The organism is Nocardia sp. NPDC004340 (assembly GCF_053602575.1).
The window spans coordinates 1-23,993 of record NZ_JBSGDW010000019.1; the positions used below are offsets into that span (position 1 = coordinate 1).

Annotated in this window: 22 protein-coding genes; 5 read left to right on the forward strand and 17 right to left on the reverse strand. The window is 67.4% G+C overall.

Translation table 11 applies throughout. The features are described from left to right. Nucleotides 1–135: 135 nt before the first annotated feature. Nucleotides 136–1,170, reverse strand: coding sequence for a fused (3R)-hydroxyacyl-ACP dehydratase subunits HadA/HadB (locus ACWEOI_RS34765; protein ID WP_433665680.1), 1,035 nt, complete (start codon nt 1,168–1,170; stop codon nt 136–138). A 95-nt stretch (nt 1,171–1,265) separates the two neighbouring features. Continuing rightward, on the reverse strand, nt 1,266–1,910 hold the full coding sequence (locus ACWEOI_RS34770) for a hypothetical protein (RefSeq protein WP_452362324.1): 645 nt from the start codon (nt 1,908–1,910) through the stop codon (nt 1,266–1,268). A 258-nt stretch (nt 1,911–2,168) separates the two neighbouring features. Here ACWEOI_RS34770 and ACWEOI_RS34775 point away from each other — a divergent pair, with 258 nt between their 5' ends. From ACWEOI_RS34775 to ACWEOI_RS34785, 3 genes are all read left to right on the forward strand, one after another. Next, on the forward strand, nt 2,169–2,723 hold the full coding sequence (locus tag ACWEOI_RS34775) for a carboxymuconolactone decarboxylase family protein (RefSeq protein ID WP_452362325.1): 555 nt from the start codon (nt 2,169–2,171) through the stop codon (nt 2,721–2,723). 83 nt (nt 2,724–2,806) lie between these two features. Next, the gene (locus ACWEOI_RS34780; protein WP_452362326.1) at nt 2,807–3,634 is read left to right on the forward strand and encodes an alpha/beta fold hydrolase; all 828 of its coding nucleotides are present in this window, start codon (nt 2,807–2,809) and stop codon (nt 3,632–3,634) included. Nucleotides 3,635–3,796: 162 nt separating this feature from the next. Next, on the forward strand, nt 3,797–4,639 hold the full coding sequence (locus tag ACWEOI_RS34785) for an SDR family NAD(P)-dependent oxidoreductase (protein WP_452362327.1): 843 nt from the start codon (nt 3,797–3,799) through the stop codon (nt 4,637–4,639). 11 nt (nt 4,640–4,650) lie between these two features. Here the strand turns inward: ACWEOI_RS34785 and ACWEOI_RS34790 are convergent, their stop codons facing one another. Further along, nucleotides 4,651–4,974 carry a hypothetical protein gene (locus ACWEOI_RS34790; RefSeq protein ID WP_357081858.1) on the reverse strand — a complete coding sequence of 108 codons (324 nt, stop codon included), beginning with the start codon at nt 4,972–4,974 and terminating at the stop codon, nt 4,651–4,653. A gap of 249 nt (nt 4,975–5,223) precedes the next feature. Here ACWEOI_RS34790 and ACWEOI_RS34795 point away from each other — a divergent pair, with 249 nt between their 5' ends. Beyond that, nucleotides 5,224–5,940, forward strand: coding sequence for a VIT1/CCC1 transporter family protein (locus ACWEOI_RS34795; protein WP_433673351.1), 717 nt, complete (start codon nt 5,224–5,226; stop codon nt 5,938–5,940). 9 nt (nt 5,941–5,949) lie between these two features. On the opposite strand, the gene ACWEOI_RS34800 is transcribed toward ACWEOI_RS34795, so the two are convergent. Further along, nucleotides 5,950–6,660 (reverse strand): SDR family NAD(P)-dependent oxidoreductase, encoded by a 711-nt coding sequence (locus ACWEOI_RS34800; RefSeq protein ID WP_433665685.1) that lies wholly within the window; start codon nt 6,658–6,660, stop codon nt 5,950–5,952. 108 nt (nt 6,661–6,768) lie between these two features. Between ACWEOI_RS34800 and ACWEOI_RS34805 the strand changes: the two genes are divergently transcribed. After that, entirely contained in the window at nt 6,769–8,286 is a 1,518-nt protein-coding gene (locus ACWEOI_RS34805) for an FAD-dependent oxidoreductase (protein ID WP_452362328.1), read from the forward strand. A gap of 10 nt (nt 8,287–8,296) precedes the next feature. On the opposite strand, the gene ACWEOI_RS34810 is transcribed toward ACWEOI_RS34805, so the two are convergent. From ACWEOI_RS34810 to ACWEOI_RS34870, 13 genes are all read right to left on the reverse strand, one after another. After that, a complete protein-coding gene (locus ACWEOI_RS34810; RefSeq protein ID WP_452362329.1) occupies nt 8,297–8,542 on the reverse strand; it encodes a hypothetical protein in 246 nt (81 codons plus the stop codon). A 224-nt stretch (nt 8,543–8,766) separates the two neighbouring features. Then, the gene (gene nuoN, locus ACWEOI_RS34815; protein ID WP_433665687.1) at nt 8,767–10,380 is read right to left on the reverse strand and encodes an NADH-quinone oxidoreductase subunit NuoN; all 1,614 of its coding nucleotides are present in this window, start codon (nt 10,378–10,380) and stop codon (nt 8,767–8,769) included. Continuing rightward, nucleotides 10,377–12,002 (reverse strand): NADH-quinone oxidoreductase subunit M, encoded by a 1,626-nt coding sequence (locus tag ACWEOI_RS34820; RefSeq protein WP_452362330.1) that lies wholly within the window; start codon nt 12,000–12,002, stop codon nt 10,377–10,379. The genes nuoN and ACWEOI_RS34820 overlap by 4 nt, the downstream gene beginning before the upstream one ends. Before the next feature lie 20 nt (nt 12,003–12,022). Then, entirely contained in the window at nt 12,023–13,894 is a 1,872-nt protein-coding gene (gene nuoL, locus ACWEOI_RS34825; protein ID WP_452362345.1) for an NADH-quinone oxidoreductase subunit L, read from the reverse strand. A 19-nt stretch (nt 13,895–13,913) separates the two neighbouring features. Next, a complete protein-coding gene (gene nuoK, locus ACWEOI_RS34830; protein ID WP_357010729.1) occupies nt 13,914–14,213 on the reverse strand; it encodes an NADH-quinone oxidoreductase subunit NuoK in 300 nt (99 codons plus the stop codon). Then, nucleotides 14,210–15,040 (reverse strand): NADH-quinone oxidoreductase subunit J, encoded by an 831-nt coding sequence (locus ACWEOI_RS34835; RefSeq protein ID WP_433665689.1) that lies wholly within the window; start codon nt 15,038–15,040, stop codon nt 14,210–14,212. The genes nuoK and ACWEOI_RS34835 overlap by 4 nt, the downstream gene beginning before the upstream one ends. Beyond that, on the reverse strand, nt 15,037–16,800 hold the full coding sequence (nuoH, locus tag ACWEOI_RS34840; RefSeq protein WP_433673353.1) for an NADH-quinone oxidoreductase subunit NuoH: 1,764 nt from the start codon (nt 16,798–16,800) through the stop codon (nt 15,037–15,039). The genes ACWEOI_RS34835 and nuoH overlap by 4 nt, the downstream gene beginning before the upstream one ends. Nucleotides 16,801–16,807: 7 nt before the next feature. Then, complete coding sequence (locus ACWEOI_RS34845) at nt 16,808–19,276, reverse strand: NADH-quinone oxidoreductase subunit G (protein ID WP_452362331.1); 2,469 nt, start codon at nt 19,274–19,276, stop codon at nt 16,808–16,810. After that, nucleotides 19,273–20,595 carry an NADH-quinone oxidoreductase subunit NuoF gene (nuoF, locus tag ACWEOI_RS34850; RefSeq protein ID WP_433665691.1) on the reverse strand — a complete coding sequence of 441 codons (1,323 nt, stop codon included), beginning with the start codon at nt 20,593–20,595 and terminating at the stop codon, nt 19,273–19,275. Before nuoF ends, ACWEOI_RS34845 begins: the two co-directional genes overlap by 4 nt. Further along, nucleotides 20,592–21,287: an NADH-quinone oxidoreductase subunit NuoE gene (gene nuoE / locus ACWEOI_RS34855; protein WP_433665692.1), complete on the reverse strand. Its 696-nt coding sequence runs from the start codon at nt 21,285–21,287 to the stop codon at nt 20,592–20,594. The genes nuoF and nuoE overlap by 4 nt, the downstream gene beginning before the upstream one ends. Then, nucleotides 21,284–22,615 carry an NADH dehydrogenase (quinone) subunit D gene (gene nuoD, locus ACWEOI_RS34860; RefSeq protein WP_452362332.1) on the reverse strand — a complete coding sequence of 444 codons (1,332 nt, stop codon included), beginning with the start codon at nt 22,613–22,615 and terminating at the stop codon, nt 21,284–21,286. Before nuoD ends, nuoE begins: the two co-directional genes overlap by 4 nt. Further along, complete coding sequence (locus ACWEOI_RS34865) at nt 22,615–23,394, reverse strand: NADH-quinone oxidoreductase subunit C (RefSeq protein ID WP_433665694.1); 780 nt, start codon at nt 23,392–23,394, stop codon at nt 22,615–22,617. The genes nuoD and ACWEOI_RS34865 overlap by 1 nt, the downstream gene beginning before the upstream one ends. Continuing rightward, a complete protein-coding gene (locus tag ACWEOI_RS34870) occupies nt 23,391–23,945 on the reverse strand; it encodes a NuoB/complex I 20 kDa subunit family protein (protein WP_040808330.1) in 555 nt (184 codons plus the stop codon). Before ACWEOI_RS34870 ends, ACWEOI_RS34865 begins: the two co-directional genes overlap by 4 nt. Between the last annotated feature and the right edge of the window lie 48 nt (nt 23,946–23,993).

The following is a 23,993-nucleotide window of genomic DNA, read 5'->3' on the forward strand; positions in this document are numbered from 1 at the left end:
CCCTCTTCTTTTTTTCCGTTTTCGCGGGTGGCGGTGTCGCCGCATTTTTTTTTCTGGGATTGGGTATGGCCCGCCTTCGCCGGCGGCATCCAGGTGGTGTCGCGGCCGGCCGCGACACCACCTGGAACGTCGTGGCTAGGCGAGTCGGACGTCGGCGGTGGCGAGACCGAAGATCTTGCGCCCCGCCGCCTTCGCGACGATGACGACCACGGCCGTCCGGGTCTCGGGATCGAGCGACTTGATACGGCCGGTGAATTCGACGACGCCCGCCGTGGCGGCTTCGATCACCGTGTAGTTCGACAGCCGGACTCCGTAGCGGAGCATGGCGCCCGGGTCGCCGAGCCAGCCGGTCACGAATCCCGCGCCTAAGCCCATGGTGAGCATGCCGTGCGCGATCACGTCGGGAAGGCCCGCGAGCGTGGCGATCTCGGGATGCCAGTGGATCGGATTCACGTCACCGGAGACCCCGGCGTAGTTGACCAGGTCGCCGCGCGTGAGGGTCACGGTCCGAGGGGGAAGCTCGTCACCGACCGCGACGTCCTCGAATCGCACCGACGTGAGCGGGGTCCGCAGGCGCGACACCGGAGAATGCCGTGCGTCGTCACCCGGCTCCGGCACGCGGCCCGCGTCGGCGGCAGCGGCGGGCGTCGATTCGAGCCCGCTCATCATGACCCGGTCGATCGTGGCGCTGATGTCGGCGTTGACGTCCTCGCCGGTCAGCCCCACGACGGTGGTGTGCATGACCTGCATGATGTCACCGGCCATGTCGCTGAACGTGTTCGTGATGGTGAGCAGATCCTTGCCGCCGATCCGGCGCACCGAGGACAACTCGACATCGCTGACCAACCGCTCGCCGGTCACCACCGGCTTGTACATCTCGAAGACCTGATCGGTCTGCACGATCACGTCGTAGCCTTCGAGCACGGTCTCCAGCAGCTTGCGATTGGCCAGCATCGCCGCGGTGGAGATGAACGTGGTCGGGGCGATCAGCCCGGCGTATCCGAGCCCCCGGGCGGCGTCCTCACTCCAGTGCGCGGGGTGGAAGTCCTGGACCGCTCGCGCGTACTCCCGGATCTTCTCCCTGCCCACCTCGTAGTAGTCGTCCAGGCGGTAGTGATGCCCCACCAGACCAGCTACGTCGAACGTCGCCTCCACCAAGCCCTCCTCCATCCGGATTCCTTCCACACGGTAACCGGTGGCGGTCCACCGACATCATGAGTGAAACGACACCTTCTCACACGATTCGGCACCCGTGGCGGAAAACATCAGAAGGGGTACTCCGCACACAACTGCCCTGAGAAACTACGGACGGCATGTTCCCGCATCCGCCGCCCGTACACCGCATCCGAGCTCAGATCCGTATAGGTCTCGAACTCGCACTGGACGAATCCTGCCACCTCCGCCACGTATACATCGAAGCCCGGGTACATCAGGCCCGCGTACGGCATGTCGTCGACATCCAGAGCGAGCACAGGGTACTCGCCCAGCGAATCGGCCGCGCCCACCGCCAGCACCCGCCGCGAGTCCGACCCACCCGGCAGCAGGAAACACTCCGAAAAGCGTTCTGCCAGTCCCTCGAAGGCCTCACCCCAGGGCTGCCCCAGCTCATCGCCGACCAGCTCGTCCAACGGCCGCGGCGCGAATCCGCCGTCTTCCGCGAACCATCCGCAACGCTCGAACAAGGTGGTATCGAACGCAAGCCACTCCCGAAGGCTCGGCGACAGCGGCCGCCCGGACGGAAATACCGCCGCGGCCAACGCTTCCTTATCCATGGGCCGCGGCTCACCCGCCACCCACGGCGTGTAGCCGACCCACGCAACAGGCTCGAACATCGCCCGCCCGGGCTCGGTCCGCACCGACTCGATCACCCGCCGAGTCAAGCCGACCCCGTGCCGCACCTCTTCAGTCATGGCGCGCAAGCTAACAGGACGGTCCGACGAAATCACCTGCCATCAACGGTGATCCGTCGTTCCCGTGGGTCACACCACAGGAACCGGGGGAGTGGCGATGGCGGGTAGGCGCAAGCTGGTGCGGCATCCGGTGGGAAGTGTCGCGGGCGGTAGATGTAGATCACTGAAATCGGACACGCCTTGCTACTACAAGGCGTCGCAGGATCGGCCTAGGCTGATACGCAGGGAAGATCCCGCGAAACGCCATGGGGAGGCATCATGCGCGCAATTGCCCGAATCACTCAATACGTCAAGGCCATCGGTCGAGCTCGCAAGAATCAGACCGATCTGTTCGGCTGGCTCCTCCGGCGGCCACAGCTACTGATCAGCACCCTGCTCCACGAGACGATGCTGCTGTTCTCCAACAAACTCGACCCGACCCTCAAGGAGCTGGCCGAACTCAAGACCGCGGCACTGGTCAACTGCCAGTTCTGTCTCGACATAGGCTCCACGCTGGCCCACTTCGGCGGGCTGACCGAAGCACAGGTCAGCGACCTGCCGACCTATCAGGACAGCGATGCCTACAGCGACACCGAGAAACTGGTGATCGCCTTCGCCGAGGCCATGACGGTTACACCGACCTCCCTGGATCTCGACCACCTGCGCACCCAGCTGCTGAGCCGGATGAACAAGTCCCAGTTGACCGAACTGACCGCCGCCATCGCGTGGGAGAACCAGCGGGCGCGGCTGAACCAGGCGCTGGGTGTGCGCCCGCTCGGCACGGCCGAGGGTGTCGCCTGCGCGCTGCCCGAATCCCGGCGGCAGGTCGGCTGAGGCTCTTCTGTTCTCGCGGCGATGAATTCGGCGCGGTCGTACCGTCAATTCAGGTGTCCCGTTCCGAGCCACTTGGAGAGACCATGACCTCGACCGCACCTATCACCTCCGGAACCGTCGCGGTGCCCGACGGCACCATCTACTACGAAGTCCGCGGCAGCGGCCCGCTGATCGCATTGGTCGGCGCCCCGATGGACTCCGGCCCCTTCGGCGCGCTGGCCGAACTGCTCGCCTCCGACCACACCGTCCTGTGCCCCGACCCGCGCGGCCACGGGCGCAGCACCGTGACCGATCCCGACAAGGACTCGACGCCGGAGCTGCGCGCCGACGACCTGGCCCGGGTGATCACCCACATCGGTCAGGGCCCGGCCGTGGTGATCGGATCCAGCGGCGGCGCGATCACCGGCCTGGCGCTCGCCATCGACCGGCCCGAGCTGGTGTCGACGCTCATCGCGCACGAGCCGCCGCTGCGCGAACTGCTCGACAACCGGGAAGAACTGCGGGCGCGGACCGACGAGATCGTGGACGTGTACAACACCGGCGACGCGATCGGCGCGATGCGCAAGTTCGGTGAGATGTCCGGTCTGTACATGCCGGAGGAGATGCTGCAGCAGATGTTCGGCGGCGAGCGGGACCCGCGGGCCATCGCCTCCGACGACTTCTTCTACCGCCACGAACTGCACACCACCTCCGGCTGGCAGCCCGCCCTGGACGCGCTGCGCGCCACCCCGACGACGATCCTCATCGGCATCGGCGACGAGTCCGCCGACCTGTTCTGCGATCGCACCTCGCGCGCCCTGGGTGCCGAGCTGGGCATCGAGCCGACTCTCTTCCCAGGCGGCCACGCCGGGTTCATGGAACAGCCCGATGCGTTCGCCAAGAGAGTTCGCGAGGTCATCGAGGCCGACTAGCGGGTTCATTGACGGCCATGTGCCGAGCTCGAGGGCCGGCGCATGGCCGTCGCTGATTGACAGCGAACTGCCCCCGTCGTAATTTACCGATTAGTCAATTCGTGTGGGTCGAGATCCAGCTACCCGCATCCGCCGACCTCGCCACCGACGACGGGTACCGCTATGAAGAACTATCTGGCCTCCGCGCTGCTGCAGCCGACGCCCTCGATCCGATCGATCGTCAGCGCGACCAGCACACCGGATCTGCACGGCCGTACCGTGATTCTGACCGGCGCGTCCTCGGGCATCGGCGAAGCGACCGCGAATCTGCTGGCCGACCGCGGCGCGCGGATCCTCGCGGTGGCCCGGGACCGGGAGCGGCTCGAGCAGACCTGCGGGGCGATCACCGCCGACGGCGGCGTCGCCCACCCGATGCCCTGCGATCTCACCGATCCCGACCAGGTCTGCGAGCTGGCGGCCACCGTGCTCGAACATTTCGGCACGCCCGACATCGTGGTCAACAATGCGGGGCGGTCCATTCGACGCAATGCCTTCGACGCCACCGATCGGGCCCACGACTACGAGCGCACCATGGCCGTGAACTACTTCGGGCCCGTTCGCCTGACCCTGGCCCTGCTGCCCGCACTGCGGGAGGCGAACAGCGGCCACATCATCAACATCGGCACCTGGGGCACCACCGCCGGCGTCATGCCCAAGTTCAGTGCCTACCACGCCTCGAAGGCCGCGCTGGCCGCGTTCGGGCGCAGTCTCGGCGCGGAATGCCACGACACCGGAATCGCTGTCACCACAATCGGATTCCCGCTCGTGCGGACGCCGATGATCAGCCCGACCAGTGACTACGACGCCCAGGCCGCGCTGACGCCGGAGCAGGCCGCCGGCTGGGTGCTCACCGCGGTGCGTGACCGTCCGGTCGAGCTGTATCCCACGTATGCCGCGGCCTTGCGGCTGCTGTCCACGGTGTCGCCGCGACTGGCGGACAGTTTGGTGCGCGCGGCAGGCATCTGACGCACTCCGGATCATTCCACCGGCGGAATCGCCCAGCGCGCGTAGGTGTTTTCGGGGCTCACCGTGATGATGTCGGCGACCTGCACGATGTCATCGGGGATGTGGCCGTCGAAGTGCGCGAGGCTCGGGATGATCACCGCGTCGGCCTCCATGCGGGAGACCAGGGTGCGGACCCGGACCAACGGCCGATCGGTCTCGGGACCGAAGACCACCGTCTTGCACAGGTCATAGCCGAGCCGACGAGCCAGATGCTGGATCTGAGCCTCGTCCCACTGCTGCTGTGCCCCCGACACATCGTGCCGGAGGTATCCGATCGCTGACGGTTGTGGCCGCATCCTGCCGCTCTCTTACCCGATCCGCTTGGCGCCGAAGACAACGCTACGGCCAACCCGCGTCGCGCATGGCCCGAATCCACCGAGAATCTGCTTGTCGCAAACGTGTCGCGATCGCCGTGTCGCGGATCACCCGGGGTGTAGACCACTCCGAAAGCCCTTGATATGCAATGCATTACCTAATTTCGGTGAGCCTTTCTTTGCTGGCGGCAAACGTTGTGAACTACTACCGTTCCCCTGGTGAGGGACGAAATGACCGGTTCGGTGGCGCTCGCGCATCCCGCCGAACCGCATGCGACAGGATTGGCCACTCGTCTGAATTGGCTGCGTGCGGGCGTTTTGGGCGCGAACGACGGAATCGTCTCCGTCGCGGGCATTGTCGTCGGTGTCGCGGCCGCGACGAGCAACAGCACCGCGATTCTGACCGCGGGCGTGGCCGGACTCACCGCGGGTGCGGTGTCGATGGCCCTCGGCGAGTACGTCTCCGTCAGCACCCAACGCGACAGCGAACGCGCCCTGCTGGAAACCGAACGCCGCGAATTGGCCGAACAACCCGAAGCCGAGCTCGCCGAACTGGCCGCCATCTACCGAGCCAAGGGCCTGTCTCCGGCCACCGCGCAGGCTGTGGCCGAAGAACTCACCGCCGCAGACGCATTCACCGCCCACGCCGAGGCCGAACTCGGCATCGACCCCGACGACCTCACCAACCCCCTCCACGCGGCCCTCTCCTCGGCCCTGTCCTTCACCCTCGGCGCACTGCTCCCGCTCCTGGCAATCCTGACGCCCCATGCGATCCGGGTTCCCCTCACCATGGGCGCGGTCCTGGCCGCCTTGGCCCTGACCGGCGCGGTGGGCGCGCGCCTCGGACAGGCTCCCGTCGCCCGCGCGACCATCCGCGTCCTCGCCGGCGGCGCACTGGCGATGGTCACCACCTACGCCATCGGCCACATCGTCGGAATCACCATCTGACCCACCCGATCACCAGGCCAGCGGGCCCTGCGCGTCGAAGAACCCACCCGTCGGCCCGTCCGCCCCGATCTGCGCCATCCGCACGATGATCTCCGCCGCCTCCCGCACCGTCTGATGCCCGAGGTTGTGGTTCAGATCGGTACTGGTGAATCCCGGTTCCACCGAATTGATCCGAATACGCGGAAAAGCCTTGGCGTACTGAATCGTCAGCACATTCACCGCGGTCTTCGACGCCGGATACGCGACTCCCGGATACCGATTGACCATATCCCCTTCCGACGCGAGCCTGTGCAACGACGCGAGCCCGCTACTCACGTTCACCACGACCGGCACATCCGCCTTCTCCAGCAACGGCAGGAAGGCTTCCAATACCCGAACCGTCCCGAAAACATTGGTCTCGAACGTCTCCCGCATGATCTCGGCAGTCATCTCCCCAGCCCCCAACACACCCCCGTCCGCACTCATCTCCGCCTGAATCCCGGCATTGTTGATGAGCACGTCCAGCCCACCCTCGGCTTCGATCTCCGCTGCGGCCGCGCGCACGGACTCATCATCGGTGATATCGATCCGAACAGCCCGCGCCCCAACCGCTTCCGCCGCCGCCAGCCCCCGCCCGGCATCCCGGCTCCCGAGATACACCGTATGCCCGTCCTCCACGAGCCGCCGCGCCGCCTCGAACCCGATTCCCTTATTGGCACCCGTAATCAGAATTCTGCTCATGCCCCAAACCTAGAATCTGGAGCGCACTCCAAGTCAACCGTTTATCCAGCCTTCGACCGGCCCGTTCCACAACTGCCGATCGTCGTTGGATCGAGACCGTAGGACTCGTTGACATCCAGGATCGGCGGTGGTTCCATCAGCAATAGCAGGGAGTTAGCTATGGATACTTCCGACTACGGGTCAGTTCCCACCCGGACGTGCGACGTATGCGTCGTCGGGGCGGGGATCGCGGGGCTCAACGCGATGTTCGTCGCGAGCCGGTATCTGCGGGCCGACCAGACCATCGCGCTCGTGGATCGGCATCCGGGGGTCGGCGGCATGTGGGTCGACGCGTATCCCTACGTCCGGCTGCACCAGCCCCATCCGCTGTTCACGGTCGGCGACATCAAGTGGACGCTGCGGAAGGAACCTTCCTACCTTGCGACGCGGACCGAGGTGATCGAGCATTTCGAGCACTGTCTGCGAGTCATCGGTGAACGGGTGCGCGTCGCGGAGTACTTCGGCTGCGATTACGTGTCCCATGAGGAAGCCGCCGACGGTGTGCATGTCACCTGCACGCAATCGGACGGGTCGCCGCTGATCATCAAGGCGGACAAGCTGATCAAGGCGTTCGGCATGAATGTGGTGCCGATGGAACCGTTGCAGGTATCCAGCGACCGTGTTCGCTCGGTGTCACCCAACTACTGCGACGTGCGTAGCGATGAAATAGCGAGCAGTGACGCTCCGGTGTGGATCATCGGCGGCGGCAAAACCGCCATGGACACCGCCGCGGCGCTCATCACGAACCGCCCCGACCGGCAGGTGAACCTGGTCGCCGGGCCCGGCACCCTCTTCGTCAATCGCGATCGGATCGTGCCGCCGGGGATCCGCCGGTGGTGGGGCGGCGTCATGCCGAACCGGCTCTTCATCGACATCGCACGCCATTTCGACGGCACCAACGAGGCCGCGGTCCAGGCCTGGCTGATGGCCACCGCCGGATTGTCGGTCACCCCGCAGGCCGATGGCTTCTTCGTGGGCCTGCTGTCGGAATCGGAGCAGCGGACCATCCGCGAGGGCCTGCACTCCGTCGTCATGGACCACCTCCGCGACGCCGTCGACCATAACGGCTCGGTCGAGCTGGAGTTCCGTAGCGGCGAGACCAAGGCCATCCCGCCCGGCAGCTGGATCATCAACTGCACCGGCTACCTGCTGCATGCGAACACCCCCTACGAGCCGTACCGATCGCCCAGCGGTTCCGTGCTATCGGTCCAAACCCGTTCCTCGACATTCGGATTCCAATCCTTCGCCGGCTACTTCCTCACCCACCTCATGTTCCGGAACAAACTCCGCGACTTGCCCCTCTACGCCGCCGACGCGGACGACATGCGAACCAAGACACGCATCGCCAGCGTCATTTCCTACGCCGGCCTCACCCTGCACCTGTACAACCTGAGCCTCGTCTACGACGCGCTAGGCCCCTCGGCCTTGCTGCACTGCGGCCTCGACTACGACCGCTGGTACCCACCCCACCGGCGCCTCACCGACACCGCCCACTTCCTTCGAACCCACCACCGCGACGAGGAGCACTTCCGCCACACCCTCGACACCGTCCGCGACCGCTTCGACGTCCGATGCGGACCGGTTTAACCGAAACGCTCTATCCGACAGAGGGATTCGCGCCAGGCGGGCCGAACATCGCACGCAGTGTCATGCGCACGCCGCGCGCCTCACCGACGTCGGTCAGCATGGCGACGTCGGGAGACCCCCACAGTGCGGAGTTCCCCGCGTAGACCCACGGCATGGGGTCCGCCGAGGCCGACGCGGACGCGCTCGAGGACCCGGTTGTCGCAACGGGCTGCAAGGCGTCCGGCGCGGCGACGGCCGCGCCCTTGGCTGCAGCCAACCCTGTGAAAAGCACGGCGGCAGCGAGTGTTCCGCGAGCTTCTGTTCGTTTTTCGAATTTGGACACTGAGAAGTCCCCCGGTTCGGGAGGTGTAGCGGTCCCGAGGCTATCGACTGTGAAGCGATCGTATGTCAGATTGTGTGCCCCGATTCTTGGGGGCGACTGGAAGCCGTTGGGCCCGCTGCGAAATTCGCAGCGGGCCCAACGGCTTGTCTGTGTTCGGGTCAGTGAGTGAGGGATGCCGCGTTCTTGGCGAGGTCGAGGAGGGGCTGGGGGAAGATGCCGAGGACCAAAGTGGATGCGGCTGTGAGGGCGATGACCGTACTGGTCAGGGTCGGGTAGACGACGGTGGGGGGGTTGGTGGGGGGGTCGGTGAAGAACATCAGGACGATGACGCGGATGTAGAAGAAGGCGGCGATGGCGCTGGAGATGACACCGACGATGACCAGGGTTGCCGCTTCGCCGCCGGTGGCTGCGGCGAAGACGCCGAATTTGGCGATGAAGCCGCTGGTGAGGGGGATGCCGGCGAAGGAGAGAAGGAACAGGGAGAAGGTGGTGGCCAGCCAGGGGGAGCGGCGGCCCATCCCCGCCCAGGCGGGGAGAGCTGTTGCCTCGTCGCCGTTTTCATCGCGGACCAGGCTGACCAGGGCGAAGGCGCCGACGGTGCCGAGGCCGTAGACCGCCAGGTAGAAGAGGGTGGAGGAGATGCCGGCGGTGGTGGCGGAGACGATGGCGGTGAGGATGAAACCGGAATGCGCCACCGAGGAGTACGCGAGCATGCGTTTCATGTCGGTCTGGGTGATGGCGAGGATCGCGCCGACGACCATGGTGACGATGGCGACCGCCGCGAAGACCGGGCGCCAGTCGTTGCGGAGGTTGGGGACAGCGACGTACAGCACGCGCAGCAGGGCACCGACTGCGGCGATCTTGGTGGCGGCGGCCATGAACGCGGTGACCGGGGTCGGCGCGCCCTGATAGACGTCGGGAACCCAGGACTGGAACGGGACCGCGCCGATCTTGAAGAGCAGGCCGACGGCCAGCATGGCGACGCCGATGACGGCCAGGGTGTGCGACTTGCCGTCGTCACGGGCCACCGCGTCGGCGATACCCGCCAGCCGGATGGTTCCCGCGTAGCCGTAGAGCAGTGCCATTCCGTAGAGGAAGAAGGCCGACGAGAACGCGCCCAGCAGGAAGTATTTCAGCGCGGCCTCCTGGGAGAGGAGACGGCGGCGGCGGGCCAGGCCGCACAGCAGGTACAGCGGCAGCGACAGCACTTCCAGCGCCACGAACATGGTCAGCAGATCGTTCGAGGCGGGGAAGAGCATCAACCCGGCGAGGGCGAACATGGTGAGCGGGAAGACCTCGGTGGTCGCGATTCCCGCCTTGGTGGCGGCGATCTCGTCGAGGCTGCCGGGTGTGGAGGCGGCCTGCGGGGTGAAGGCGTCCACCCCGCCGCGGGAAGCCGTGAGACTCCAGGTGCCGGGTCCTTCGCGGCGCACCGGCATCCGGTCGGCCCGCCGCTCGGCGATGAAGAGCAGTCCGAGAATGCCGACCACCAGGATGGTGCCCTGCAGGAACAGTGAAACCCCGTCGATGGCAACGGCTCCCACCACGGCGGTCGCCCGGACATCGCGCAGTCCGATGACCGCGCCCAGCGCGACCGCCATCCCGCCGAGCCCGAGCACCAGGTGGATCACATAGCGCGACGCGCGCGGCGCGAACGCCTCCACCAGCACCCCGGCGACCGCGACACCGAACACGATCAACATCGGTGACAGGTACCGGTATTCGATGCTCGGTGCCGGGACCGTCGCGGCGAGCAGCAGACCTCCACTCATTTGTGGGCACCTCCGGTGTTCGTCTGGGCGGCTTCCGGCTGCACCGCCGGGGCCGGATTGTGCTGTCCGATGGTGGTGAGGGTGCGGGCGACGGCCGGATCGATCCGGTCCAGCACCGGCTTGGGGTACGCGCCCAGGAACAGCAGGGCGACGATGAGCGGGACCACGACGACCAATTCGCGCGGCAGCAGGTCGTAGAGCCGCTCGTTGCCCTCCTTCACCGGGCCGGTCATCATCCGCTGGTACATCCACAGCACGTACACCGCGGCGAGCACCAGGGCGGAGGCCGCGATCACGGCCGCTACCGGGTAGCGGGTGAATGTGCCGATCAGCACCAGGAATTCGCTGATGAACGGGGCGAGTCCGGGCAGCGACAGCGTGGCCAGGCCGGAGATGAGGAAGGTGCCCGCCAGGATCGGCGCGACCTTCTGGACGCCGCCGAAGTCGGCGATGAACCGGGATCCGCGCCGCGACACCAGGAATCCGGCGATGAGGAACAGCGCGGCGGTGGAGATGCCGTGGTTGATCATGTACAGCGTCGCCCCGGTGCCGCCCTGGGTGGTGAGCGCGAAGATGCCCAGGATGATGAATCCGAAGTGCGAGATCGAGGTGTAGGCGATCAGCCGCATCACATCGGTCTGCCCGATGGCCAGCAGTGCCCCGTACAGGATCCCGATCACCGCGAGCACGCTGATCAGCGGCGCATATGTCGATGTGGCCGAGGGGAACAGCAGCAGGCAGTAGCGCAGCATGCCGAAGGTCCCGACCTTGTCGACCACCGCCATCATGAGCACCGCGCTGGCGGGGGTGGCCGCCACCGCGGCGTCCGGCAGCCAGGTGTGCAGCGGCCACAGCGGCGCTTTCACCGCGAACGCGAACATGAATCCGAGGAACAGCGCATTGAGCACCGCGGGCGTCGCCCCGAGCTGCCCGGAGTTGGCGGCCTCCATGACGGTCCGGAAGTCGAAGGTGCCGCCGCCTTGGCTGCCCAGCTTCTCCCGCGCGGTGATGACGTAGAGCCCGATCACCGCCGCCAGCATGATGAGTCCGCCGAACAGGTTGTACAGCAGGAACTTCACTGCGGCCCGCGCCCGCTGCTGACGCAGCGCCATGTCTCCGGTGCGGGGGCCGAAGCCGCCGATGAGGAAGTACATCGGGATCAGCATGACCTCGAAGAACACGTAGAACAGCAGAATGTCCAAGGCGGTGAACGAGACCAGCACCATGGATTCGACGACCAGGGTGAGCGCCACGTAGTAGTGCGCGACCCGCGGCCCGGTGCCGACCTCCCGCTCGTCCTGCCAGCCCGCGATCAGCAACAGCGGCACCAGTCCGGCGGTCAGCAGAACCAGTACCAGCGCGATCCCGTCGAGGCCGACCGTATAGCCCGCCCCGAAGGCCGGGATCCACTTCCGGTCCTCCACGAATTGGTATTGCGCCCCACCGGTTTCGAACCGGGTGGCCAGCCAGACACCGATGCCGAGCGTGCCCAGCGAGACGATCAGCGCGAAGGCCCGCACCGCGGCCCGCTGTCCCGCCGGGAACAGCAGCGCGAGCGCGGCCCCGCCGAGCGGCACCGCCCACAGCAGGGTGAGCCAGGGAAAGGCGCTCACGGAGTTCATCGGTGCGTTCGCAAGCTCATTCACAGGAACCTCACCGCCAGCAGGGCGGCGACCACGAGGGCCGCGCCGGTGAACATGGACAGGGCGTAGGAGCGCACGAATCCGGTTTGCACGCGCCGGATCCGGGCCGACAGCCCGCCGATCACCGCGGCCGTGGAGTTGACCAGGCCGTCGATGCCGCGGTTGTCGACGAACACCAGCGACCGGGTCAGGTGTTGGCCGGGACGCATGAACGCGGCCTCGTTGGCGGCGTCGCCGTACAGGTCGCGGCGCGCGGCCTCGACGAGCGGGTTGCCGGCCGGCGCGGTCTCGGCGATCGGGGACTTCGCGTACTGGTCGTAGGCCACCCAGACACCGGCCGCGACCACCGCGAGCGCGAAGAAGGTGATGGCCCAGGCGGGAATCACCGGTTCGCCGTGGTGTTCGCCGACCACGGGGGCCAGCCAGTTGGTGAGCGAGGACCCGTAGGCGAAGATCATGCCGGAGAAGACGGATCCGAAGGCGAGCAGGATCATCGGCCCGGTCATCGAGGCGGGCGCCTCGTGCGGATGCGTGCCTTCGTTCCAGCGGCGCTCACCGAAGAAGGTGAAGATCATGACGCGGGTCATGTAGAACGCGGTGATGCCCGCGCCGCACAGCGCGGCCAGACCGGTGACGATGCCGCCGACGCCCCCGTACGCGAACGCCGCCTCGATGATCCGGTCCTTGGACCAGAATCCCGCGAACGGCGGAACACCCAGGATCGCAAGGTATCCGAGCCCGAAGGTGACGTAGGTGACGGGCAGCAGCTTGCGCAGTCCGCCGTAGCGGCGCATATCGGTTTCGTCGTTCATGGCGTGCATGACCGAGCCCGCGCCGAGGAACAGTCCGGCCTTGAAGAAGCCGTGGGTCAGCAGGTGCATGATCGCGGCCGCGTACCCGACCGGGCCGAGTCCGGCCGCCAGCACCATGTAGCCGATCTGACTCATGGTCGAGGCGGCGAGCGCCTTCTTGATGTCGTCCTTGGCGCAACCGATGATCGCGCCGAACACCAGAGTGACCGCGCCGACGGCCATCACGGCCGCCTGCGCGCCCGGCGCGAGATCGAAGATCGGGTTCGAGCGGGCGATCAGATACACACCCGCGGTGACCATGGTGGCGGCGTGGATGAGCGCCGACACCGGAGTCGGGCCCTCCATGGCGTCCCCGAGCCAGGACTGCAGCGGCACCTGCGCGGACTTGCCGCAGGCCCCGAGCAACAGCAGAAGCCCGATGGCGGTGAGGGTTCCGGTGCCGGCGTGGCTCGCCGACCCGAACACGGTCTGGAAGTCGATGCTCCCGAAGGTCGCGAACATGACCATGAGCGCGATGGCCAGCCCCATGTCGCCGACCCGGTTGACCACGAACGCCTTCTTGGCCGCCGTCGCGGCGGAGGGCTTGTGGTACCAGAATCCGATCAGCAGGTAGGACGCCAGGCCGACGCCTTCCCAGCCGAGGTACAGCACCAGGTAGTTGCTCGCGAGGACCAGCACCAGCATGGCGGCCAGGAACAGGTTGAGGTAGGCGAAGAATCGCCGCCGTCCCTCGTCGCCGTTCATGTACCCGATCGAGTAGATGTGGATCAGCGATCCGACGCCGGTGATCAGCAGCGCGAAACACATCGACAGCTGGTCGAGTTGCAGCGCGAAGTCGACCTTCAGCCCGGCCACCGGCACCCACTCGAACAGCGTGTAGTGCACGGCCCGTTCGGAATTCGGCCGGTCCAGCATGTCGGAGAACGCCCACGCCGCGACCACGAACGAGGCCAGCGCCAGCGCGGTGCCCGGAATATGGCCCCACGTGTCGCTGATCCGGCCGATCAGCAGCAGGAAGACGGCTCCCGCGAGCGGGAGCGCGGGCATCAGCCACAGCAGCATCTGTGCGGTATCCATGTCAGTACCGCAGCAGGTTCGCGTCGTCGACCGAGGTCGAGCGGCGGGCACGGAAGATGCTCATGATGATGGCCAGGCCGACCACGACCTCGGCGGCGGCCACCACCATGGTGAAGAACGCGAAGACCTGACCGTCGAGATTGCCGTGCGTGCGCGCGAAGGTGACGAAGGCCAGGTTCACGGCGTTGAGCATGAGCTCGATGCACATGAACACCACGATGGCGTTGCGCCGCACCAGGACTCCGGCGGCGCCGATGGTGAACAGCAGGGCCGAGAGGTACAGATAGTTGTCCGGATTCACCGCTGGCCTTCCTCGTGAGTGTCGTCGCCGGGAACGTCGCTGCCGTCGCCGACGGTCAGCACGACCGCTTCGGTGTGGGCGCGATTGCGGCGGTGCCGCAGGATGGTGCTGACCGAGAGCTCCTCGAAGGAGCCGTCCGGCAGCCGCGCGGGCGCGTCGACGGCATTGTGGCGGGCGTACACGCCGGGCGTGGGCAGCGGCGTCACCCGGGTGCCCGCGCGGAAGCGTTCCTTGGACAGGGTGCGCTGATCGGTGGGCGGCCCGAACCGTTCGCGGTGCGCGAGCACCATGGCGCCGATGGTCGCGGTGATGAGCAGCGCGCCGGTGAGCTCGAACGCCCACACGTAGCGCACGAAAATGAGTTCGGCCAGCGCCCCGACGCTGTAGTTGCCGCCCAGGCCGGGACCGGTCTCGGCGACGCTCTTGTCGGCCATGCCGCGGGCGATGCCGCCGATGAGCAGCATGCCGAAACCGATGCCCACCACCACGACCGCGAGCCGCTGCCCGCGCAGCGTCTCCCGCAGCGACTCCGCGGAATCCACGCCGACGAGCATGAGCACGAACAGGAACAGCATCATGACCGCGCCGGTGTAGACGACGATCTGCACGATGCCCAGGAACAGCGCGCTCTGCGCGATGTAGAACGCCGACAGCGTGATCATGGTGGCGGCCAGGCAGAGTGCCGAGTGCACGGCCTTGCGCGCGCAGACCATGCCGAGCGCGCCGAGCACCGCCACCACGGCGAGGATCCAGAACTGGACGGCCTCGCCGGTGGAGGTCTGGGTGACGATCTGCTGGGCGGGCTGGGCGATCCGGTCGGTGATCATGATTGGTTGTTCCCTTCCGCTCCGGCGAGTTCGCTTGCCGCGCCGGGAACTTCGCCGCGGTAATAGGAGCCCTCGTCCGCGCCGGGGTACATGGCGTGCGGCGGGGCGACCATGCCCGGCTGCATCGGGGCGAGCAGATCCTGCTTCTCGTAGATCAGCCCGGCGCGGTTGTCGTCGGCCATCTCGTACTCGTTGGTCATGGTGAGCGCCCGGGTCGGGCAGGCCTCGATGCACAGACCACACCCGATGCAGCGCAGGTAGTTGATCTGGTAGACGCGGCCGTAACGCTCACCGGGAGAAAAGCGTTCGTCCTCGGTGTTGTCGGCGCCCTCGACGTAGATGGCGTCGGCGGGACACGCCCAGGCGCACAGCTCGCAGCCGATGCACTTCTCCAGCCCGTCCGGATGCCGGTTGAGCTGGTGCCGGCCGTGATAGCGCGGCGCGGTCGGGGTCTTGACCTCGGGGTAGAGCTCGGTGTTGGGCTTCTTGAACATCGTCGAGGCGGTGACGACGAATCCGCCCAGCGGGGCCAGCAGATCCGGCTTCGGCGTGGACGCCATCGGCGTCGCGGGCATCGGCGGCACCGGGAAGTCCGAGTACGCCCGTGTCGAATCCGGGTCCGGCGAGGCTTTGGAACGGTCGTAGCCGGCGTGCCCGGCCCGGATCACCAGCGCCAGCAGCACGGCCGCGACGACCAGCCCGCCGATCACCATGCCCGCGGTCTGGATGTGGGTGCCGTTGTTCTGCAGCACCTTCAGGGTCGCGACGAACATGACCCAGGCCAGTGACACCGGGATCAGCAGCTTCCAGCCCAGGTTCATGAACTGGTCGTAGCGCAGGCGGGGGAGCGTGCCGCGCAGCCAGATGAACACGAACAGGAACGTCCACACCTTGGCGGTGAACCACAGCATGGGCCACCAGCCGCTGTTCGCGCCCGCCCACAGGCTGATCGGGAACGGCGCGTGCCAGCCGCCGAAGAACAGCGTGGTGGCCAGCGCGGACACGGTCGCCATATTGATGTACTCGGCCATCATGAACATGGCGAACTTGAGCGAGGAGTACTCGGTGTGGAAGCCGCCGACCAGCTCGCCCTCGGCCTCGGGGAGGTCGAAGGGCGCGCGGTTGGTCTCGCCGACCATGGACACCGCGTAGATCAGGAACGACGGCAGCAGCAGGAAGACGTACCAGGTTCCCTCCTGCGCCTTGACGATTCCCGAGGTGGCCATGGTGCCCGAGAGCAGGAACACCGCGGCGAAGCACAGCGCCATGGCGATCTCGTAGGAGATGACCTGCGCGGTGGAGCGCAGCCCGCCCAGCAGCGGATAGGTGGACCCGGACGCCCAGCCCGCGAGCACGATGCCGTACACGCCGACCGAGGCCATGGCCAGGATGTAGAGCACGCCCACCGGCATATCGGTCAGCTGCAGCATGGTCCGGTGCCCGAAGATGCTGACCTGCGGACCGAACGGGATCACCGCGAACGCCATCACGGCGGGGATCAGCGAGATCACCGGCGCGAGAATGAAGATCGGCTTGTCCACGATGGCCGGGATGATGTCCTCCTTGAGGAGCATCTTCACGCCGTCGGCGATGGACTGCAGCGAGCCGCGCGGCCCGACCCGGTTGGGTCCGACGCGCATCTGCATGAACGCCACGATCTTGCGTTCCGCGTACACCGCCAGCATCGGGATGAGCAGCAGGAACACGAAGATCCCGATGGATTTCACCAGTACCAGCCACCACGGATCGTGGCCGAACATACTCAGGTCACTCACGGTGGTCCTCCCGTCGGATACGCACGAGGTGGCCGGGTGTGGTGCCGAGCTGCACCAGCACGTCGGAGCCGGGGGAATTCATGGGCAGCCACACCACGCCGTCGGGCATCTCGGTGATGACCAGGGGCAGGGTGATGTGGCCGTGGTCGGTCGCGGCGGTCACCGGATCACCGGTGGTCGCGCCGATCTCGGCGGCGGTCCGGGCGGACAGCCGCACCACGGGGGTGCGGGCGGTGCCCGCCAGGTTGGGTTCGCCGTCCTGGAGACGACCGCGGTCGATGAGCATGCGCCAGGACGCGAGCACCGCTGTGCCCGAATGGGGTTGGGCCGGTGGATGCGGTCGGTGCACCGGTGTCGGGGCCGACGTGCCGTCCCAGACTCCGAGGTCGGCCAGTTCCGCGCGGGCGGCGGCGGCGTCGCGCAGGCCCAGCCGCACCCCCATCTCCTTGGCGATGGCGTCGAGGACCCGGTATTCGGGCATCGGCGCGGCCTCGCGGCGGACGGTGGAATCCCGCAGGGCGGCCTCGAATTGGCGGTGGCGGCCCTCCCAGGTGAGGAAGGTGCCCGCCTTCTCCATGGCCGAGGCGACCGGGAACACGACGTCGGCGCGCTGACTGATGTCGCTGCGACGCAACTCCATCGACACCACGAAGCCCGCCGCGTCGATGGCCTGCAGGGCGGCGTGCGCATCGAGCATGTCGCCGACCTCGACGCCGCCGATGAGCAGTGCGCCCAAACTGGGTGCTGCGGCCAGGATGCCGGCGGTGTCACGGCCGGGCGTGCCCGGCAGTTCGTCCACGTTCCAGGCGTCGCGAACCTGTTTGCGCGCGGCGGGATCGGCGACCGGTCGCCCGCCGGGCAGCAGCACCGGCAGTGCCCCGGCCTCGAGCGCGCCGCGCTCCCCGGCGCGGCGGGGGATCCAGGCCAGCATCGCGCCGGTGTCGTCGGCCAGCCGCGCCACCGCGGACAGGCCGCCCGGAATGCCACCGAGGCGTTCACCGGCGAGGATGAGCGCACCGGGCTCGCGCAGCAGGTCCGCGACCTCGCGCAGCCGGGCGTATCCGGCGGTCAGCTCATCGGTTTCACCGGTCCGGATCGCTTCCAGCACATGCGGTTCCGCGCCCGGTGCGGTCGGCAGCAGGGTGCCGGACAGCTTCTGCAGGCCGCGGGTCACATACGGGGCGAGCGAGTAGATCGGCGTGCCGTTGCGGCGTGCGGCCTTGCGTAGCCGCAGGTACACGATCGGCGATTCCTCTTCCGCCTCGAATCCCACCAGCAGCACGAACGGCGCGCGTTCGAGGGCGGCGTAGTCGACGGTGATGCCCTGCCCGGCCACCCGCGCGGCCAGGAAGTCGGCCTCCTCGGCGGAGTGCTCGCGTGCCCGGAAGTCGATGTCGTTGGTGTTCAACGTGACTCGCGCGAACTTGGAGTACGCGTAGGCGTCCTCCAAGGTCACCCGGCCGCCGACCAGTACGCCCGCCTTGCCGCGAGCCGAGGCCAGGCCACGGGCGGCCGCACCGATGGCCTCCGACCACGACGCGGGCTGAAGGCTGCCATCCCAGCTACGCACCAGCGGCGTGGTGAGCCGGTCGGACTCGGTGAGGTAGGTGAACGCGAAACGGCCCTTGTCGCAGTTCCATTCCTCGTTGACCTGCGGATCGTCACCGGCCAGGCGTCGCATTACCTTGCCGCGCCGGTGATCGGTGCGCTGGGCGCAACCGCTCGCGCAGTGCTCACAGACCGCCGGACTCGACACCAGGTCGAAGGGGCGGGCGCGGAAGCGGTAGGTGCTGCCGGTGAGCGCGCCGACCGGGCAGATCTGCACGGTGTTGCCGGAGAAGTAGGAGTCCAGCGGCTCCCCGGCGGCCGTGCCGACCTGTTGCAGCGCACCGCGTTCCATCAGTTCGATGAACGGGTCACCGGCCACCTGCTGCGAGAACCGGGTACAGCGGGCGCACAGCACGCAGCGCTCCCGGTCCAGCAGGATCGCCGAGGACAGCGGAATCGGCTTGGGGTAGGTGCGCTTCTCACCCTCGAAACGGGATTCGGCACGCCCCGCCGACATGGCCTGGTTCTGCAGCGGGCATTCGCCGCCCTTGTCGCACACCGGGCAGTCGAGGGGGTGATTGATGAGCAGCAGCTCCATTACGCCCTCCTGCGCCTTGGCGGCGACGGGGGAGGAGACCTGGGTGCTGATCACCATGCCCTCGGCCACGGTCTGGGTGCAGGAGGCGACGGGCTTGCGCTGCCCCTCGACCTCCACCAGGCACTGCCGGCAGGCGCCGACCGGGTCGAGCAGCGGATGGTCGCAGAAGCGGGGGATCTGGACGCCGATGAGTTCGGCGGCCCGGATCACCAGGGTTCCGGCGGGCACCGAAACCGGGGTGCCGTCGATGGTCACGGTCACCATGTCGGTGGGGGTCACCCCGCCACCGGTTGTGGAGCTCACTGTCGAGGTCATCGTGCTCCTTGGGTGGCCCAGGCCGTGGTGCGGGCCGGGTCGAACGGGCAGGCGCCGAGGCGGATGTGCTCGGCGTACTCGTCGCGGAAGTACTTCAGGGAGGAGAAGATCGGGCTGGCCGCGCCGTCACCGAGAGCGCAGAAGGACTTGCCGTTGATGTTGTCGGCGATATCGGCCAGCTTGTCCAGGTCGGTCTGGTGGCCCTGGCCGTTCTCCAGGCGTTGCAACAGCTGGACCAGCCAGTAGGTGCCTTCGCGGCAGGGGGTGCACTTGCCGCAGGATTCGTGGGCGTAGAACTCGGTCCAGCGCAGCACCGCCCGCACCACGCAGGTGGTGTCGTCGAAGATCTGCAGCGCCTTGGTGCCGAGCATGGAGCCCGCGGCCGACACGCCCTCGTAGTCGAGGGGGACGTCGATGTGCTCGGCGGTGAACAGCGGGGTCGACGAACCGCCGGGGGTCCAGAACTTCAGGGTGTGCCCCTCGCGGATGCCTCCGGCGTAGGTCAGCAACTCGCGCAACGTGATTCCGAGGGCCGCTTCGTACTGGCCCGGTCGCGTCACGTGACCGGAGAGCGAGTAGAGGGTGAACCCCGGTGACTTCTCGGTGCCGAACGACCGGAACCACTCCACGCCATTGGCGAGGATGAGGGGCACGGACGCAATGGATTCCACATTGTTGACCACGGTCGGGCAGGCGTAGAGGCCCGCCACGGCCGGGAACGGGGGACGCAGACGCGGCTGGCCGCGGCGGCCCTCGAGCGAATCCAGCAGCGCGGTCTCCTCACCGCAGATGTAGGCGCCCGCCCCGGCGTGCACCACGATCTCCAGGTCGAAACCCGAGCCCTGGATATCGCGGCCGAGATAGCCGGCCTCGTAGGCCTGCCGCACCGCGGCCTGCAATCGCCGCAGCACCGACACCACCTCGCCGCGCACGTAGATGAACGCGTGCGAGGCGCGAATGGCGTAGGCCGCGATGATCACGCCCTCGATGAGGGTGTGCGGCGTGGCCAGCATGAGCGGAATGTCCTTGCAGGTGCCGGGTTCCGACTCGTCGGCATTGACCACCAGGTAGTGCGGCTTGGTGACGCCGTCGGGGCCGGGGCCCTGCGGGATGAAACCCCACTTCATGCCGGTCGGGAAGCCCGCGCCGCCGCGGCCGCGCAGGCCGGAGTCCTTGATGGTGGCGATGACCTCGTCCGGCTGCATGCGCAGCGCCTTGGGCAGGGCGCGGTAGCCGCCCTGGCGGCGATAGGACTCCAGGGTCCAGCTGTCCGGATCCGCCCAGTGCTTGGTGAAGACGGGTGTCAAAGCAGTCGTCACCGTGAGCCTCCGTCGGTCGAATCCTGTTCGGCGGCACGCAGACCGGCCAGCGAGGCGGGCCCGGCCACGCCGTCGGTGGCGCCCGGCCGCTGGTCCGGGTAGCCGGCGAGAATGCGGGCGGTCTCGCGGAAGGTGCACGGCGGGATGCCGCTGCGCGAACCCGTCGGCGGCTGCTCACCGCGCAGCGAATCCACCAGCGCCTTGGCCGATTCCGGGGTCTGATTGTCGAAGAACTCCCAGTTCACCATGACAACCGGCGCGTAGTCGCAGGCGGCGTTGCACTCGATGTGCTCGAGGGTGACCATGCCGTCGGCGGTCGTCTCACCGTTCTTGATACCCAGGTGCTGCTTCAGATCGGCGAGGATCTGATCGCCGCCCATGACCGCGCACAGCGTGTTCGTGCAGACACCGACGTGATAGTCGCCGGTGTTCGTACGCCGGTACATGGAATAGAAGGTCGCCACCGCGGTGACCTCGGCATCGGTCAATCCCAGCTGCTCGGCGCAGAATTCGATGCCGGTGCCCGACACGTACCCCTCCACCGATTGCATCAAGTGCAGCATGGGAAGCAGAGCCGAACGTGGGTGCGGGTACCGGGCGATGATCTCGCGAGCCTCCACCTGCAACCGGTCGTGTGCCTCCGGCGGGAACGGAATCGGCCGCGCGGTCAGGTTCAACAGAATCTCTGTCATCGGTCGACACCTCCCATCACCGGGTCGATGGAGGCGACGGAGGCGATCACGTCGGCGACCAAGCCGCCCTCGCACATCGCCGCCACCGCTTGCAGGTTCGTGAACGAGGGGTCGCGGTAGTGGACCCGGTACGGGCGGGTGCCGCCGTCGCTGATCATGTGCACGCCCAACTCACCGCGCGGGGACTCCACCGCCACGTACACCTGGCCCGGCGGGACCCGCAGACCCTCGGTCACCAGCTTGAAGTGGTGGATGAGCGATTCCATGGAGGAGCCCATGATCTTGCCGATGTACTTGGGGGAGTTGCCCAGACCGTCCGGCCCGAGCTCCAGGTCGGCGGGCCAGGCAATCTTCTTGTCCTCCACCATGACCGGGCCCGGCCGCAGCTTGTCGAGGCACTGCTCGACGATCTTGACCGATTCCTTCATCTCGTTGACGCGAATCACGTAGCGGCCGTAGCAGTCGCAGCCGGTGTCGGTCTGCACCTCGAACTCGTAGTTCTCGTAGCCGCAGTACGGCTGGGACTTGCGTAGATCGTGCGGCAGACCCGTGGAACGCAGCATCGGACCGGTGATGCCGAGCGCCATGCAGCCCGTCAGATCCAGGTAGCCGACATTGCGGGTGCGGGCCTTCCAGATGGGGTTCTCGTTGAGCAGCATCTCCATGTCCCGCAGGCGGCTCGGCAGCAGGTCCAGCAGCTCGCGGACCTTCTGCACGCCGTCGTCCGGGAGATCCTGGGCCAAGCCGCCCGGGCGGATGTAGGCATGGTTCATGCGCAGACCGGTGATGGTCTCGAACACGTCGAGGATGAGTTCGCGTTCGCGGAAACCGAACAGCATCGGGGTCAGCGCGCCCAGCTCCATGCCGCCGGTGGCCAGCGCCACCAGATGCGAGGAGATGCGGTTCAGCTCCATGAGCATCACGCGAATGACGTTGACGCGCTCGGGGATCTGATCGGTGATGTCGAGTAGCTTCTCCACCCCCAGGCAGTACGCCGTCTCGTTGAAGAACGGCGACAGGTAATCCATGCGGGTGACGAAGGTGGTGCCCTGCACCCAGCTGCGGTACTCGAGATTCTTCTCGATGCCGGTGTGCAGATAGCCGATGCCGCAGCGCGCCTCGGTGACGGTCTCACCCTCGATCTCGAGAATGAGGCGCAGCACCCCGTGCGTGGAGGGGTGCTGCGGGCCCATGTTCACGACGATGCGTTCCTCGGCGATGCCGTCCAGGGTCGCGGAGATCTCGTCCCAGTCGTTTCCCACCACGGTGACCGAGCGTTCGGGCCGTTCCCGGGGGTCACGACGGGACTTGGTGTCGATGTCGTTCATTAGGAGTAAGTCCTCCGCTCGTCGGGCGGCGGGATGCGCGCGCCCTTGTATTCGACCGGGATTCCGCCGAGCGGATAGTCCTTGCGCTGCGGGTGGCCACGCCAGTCGTCGGGCATGGCGATCCGGGTCAGCGACGGGTGACCGTCGAAGAGGATGCCGAAGAAGTCATAGGTCTCCCGCTCGTGCCAGTCCACCGTCGGGTAGACCGAGTACAGCGAGGGCAGGTGCGGATCGCCGTCCGGCACCGAGACTTCCAGCCGCAGGCGGCGGTTGTGGGTGATCGAATTCAGGTGGTAGAGCGCGTGCAGCTCGCGCCCGGTGTCCTCCGGATAGTGCGCGCCGCTGGCGCCCAGGCACAACTCGAAGCGCAGGGCTTCGTTGTCGCGCAATGTCTTCGCGACCAGCACCAGGTGCTCGCGACGGATGTGCAGGGTGAGTTCGCCGCGGAACACGACGATCTTCTCCACCGCCTCGTCGAAGGTCTTGGCCAGCGCCAGGCGCAGATGCGCGATGACCTCGTCGAAGACCGGGCCGTAGGGGGCGGGGGTGCCGCCGGGCATGGAGACGGTCTGGACCAGGCGGCCGTAACCGGAGGTGTCGCCGGTGCCGGAGACGCCGAACATGCCCTGCCGCACGCCGATCACATCGTCGGCGGGCGGTGTGGACTCGGCGGCCGGTGACTCGGCGGCAGCGGATTCCGTTGTGTCCGTCGTCTTCTCAGTGGGTTCCACGGCCGCCTCCGGGGGGCTCTCCGTGCCGACAGGTGCATCGAAGCTCATCGCAGCAGCCCCTTCAGCTGAATGGTCGGGGTGCTGGCGAGCGCGGCGGCTTCGGCCGCGCGCACGGCCTCTTCGCGATTGACGCCGAGCGGCATCTCCTGAATCTTCTCGTGCAGCTTCAGGATCGCGTTCAACAACATCTCCGGCCGCGGCGGGCAGCCGGGCAGATAGATGTCGACCGGGACGATGTGGTCGACGCCCTGCACGATGGCGTAGTTGTTGAACATGCCGCCCGAGGATGCGCAGACACCCATGGCCAGCACCCATTTCGGTTCGGTCATCTGGTCGTAGACCTGGCGCAGCACCGGGGCCATCTTCTGGCTCACCCGGCCCGCCACGATCATCAGATCGGCCTGGCGCGGCGAGGCGCGGAACGCCTCCATGCCGAAGCGGGCGATATCGAATCGCCCGCCGCCGGTGGCCATCATCTCGATCGCGCAGCACGCCAAGCCGAACGTCGCCGGCCAGAGCGAACTCTTGCGCAGATAGCCGGCCAAATCTTCCACCGTGCTCAGCAGGAACCCGCTGGGCAGTTTCTCCTCGAGACCCATGTCGGACTACTTCTCCCGGATCGGGACACCCCGCCTCGCACGGGGTGT

Excerpts from the sequence above, each read along its gene's own strand:
- ACWEOI_RS34820 (WP_452362330.1), bottom strand. The coding sequence starts at position 12,002 with ATGAACTCCGTGAGCGCCTTTCCCTGGCTCACCCTGCTGTGGGCGGTG.
- ACWEOI_RS34865 (WP_433665694.1), bottom strand. The coding sequence starts at position 23,394 with ATGAGCTTCGATGCACCTGTCGGCACGGAGAGCCCCCCGGAGGCGGCC.
- ACWEOI_RS34870 (WP_040808330.1), bottom strand. The coding sequence starts at position 23,945 with ATGGGTCTCGAGGAGAAACTGCCCAGCGGGTTCCTGCTGAGCACGGTG.
- ACWEOI_RS34775 (WP_452362325.1), top strand. The coding sequence starts at position 2,169 with ATGCGCGCAATTGCCCGAATCACTCAATACGTCAAGGCCATCGGTCGA.
- nuoE (WP_433665692.1), bottom strand. The coding sequence starts at position 21,287 with ATGACAGAGATTCTGTTGAACCTGACCGCGCGGCCGATTCCGTTCCCG.
- ACWEOI_RS34835 (WP_433665689.1), bottom strand. The coding sequence starts at position 15,040 with ATGATCACCGACCGGATCGCCCAGCCCGCCCAGCAGATCGTCACCCAG.
- nuoN (WP_433665687.1), bottom strand. The coding sequence starts at position 10,380 with ATGAGTGGAGGTCTGCTGCTCGCCGCGACGGTCCCGGCACCGAGCATC.
- ACWEOI_RS34765 (WP_433665680.1), bottom strand. The coding sequence starts at position 1,170 with ATGGAGGAGGGCTTGGTGGAGGCGACGTTCGACGTAGCTGGTCTGGTG.
- nuoH (WP_433673353.1), bottom strand. The coding sequence starts at position 16,800 with ATGTTCGGCCACGATCCGTGGTGGCTGGTACTGGTGAAATCCATCGGG.
- ACWEOI_RS34845 (WP_452362331.1), bottom strand. The coding sequence starts at position 19,276 with ATGACCTCGACAGTGAGCTCCACAACCGGTGGCGGGGTGACCCCCACC.
- ACWEOI_RS34770 (WP_452362324.1), bottom strand. The coding sequence starts at position 1,910 with ATGACTGAAGAGGTGCGGCACGGGGTCGGCTTGACTCGGCGGGTGATC.
- nuoD (WP_452362332.1), bottom strand. The coding sequence starts at position 22,615 with ATGAACGACATCGACACCAAGTCCCGTCGTGACCCCCGGGAACGGCCC.
- ACWEOI_RS34785 (WP_452362327.1), top strand. The coding sequence starts at position 3,797 with ATGAAGAACTATCTGGCCTCCGCGCTGCTGCAGCCGACGCCCTCGATC.
- ACWEOI_RS34800 (WP_433665685.1), bottom strand. The coding sequence starts at position 6,660 with ATGAGCAGAATTCTGATTACGGGTGCCAATAAGGGAATCGGGTTCGAG.
- ACWEOI_RS34790 (WP_357081858.1), bottom strand. The coding sequence starts at position 4,974 with ATGCGGCCACAACCGTCAGCGATCGGATACCTCCGGCACGATGTGTCG.
- ACWEOI_RS34795 (WP_433673351.1), top strand. The coding sequence starts at position 5,224 with ATGACCGGTTCGGTGGCGCTCGCGCATCCCGCCGAACCGCATGCGACA.
- ACWEOI_RS34780 (WP_452362326.1), top strand. The coding sequence starts at position 2,807 with ATGACCTCGACCGCACCTATCACCTCCGGAACCGTCGCGGTGCCCGAC.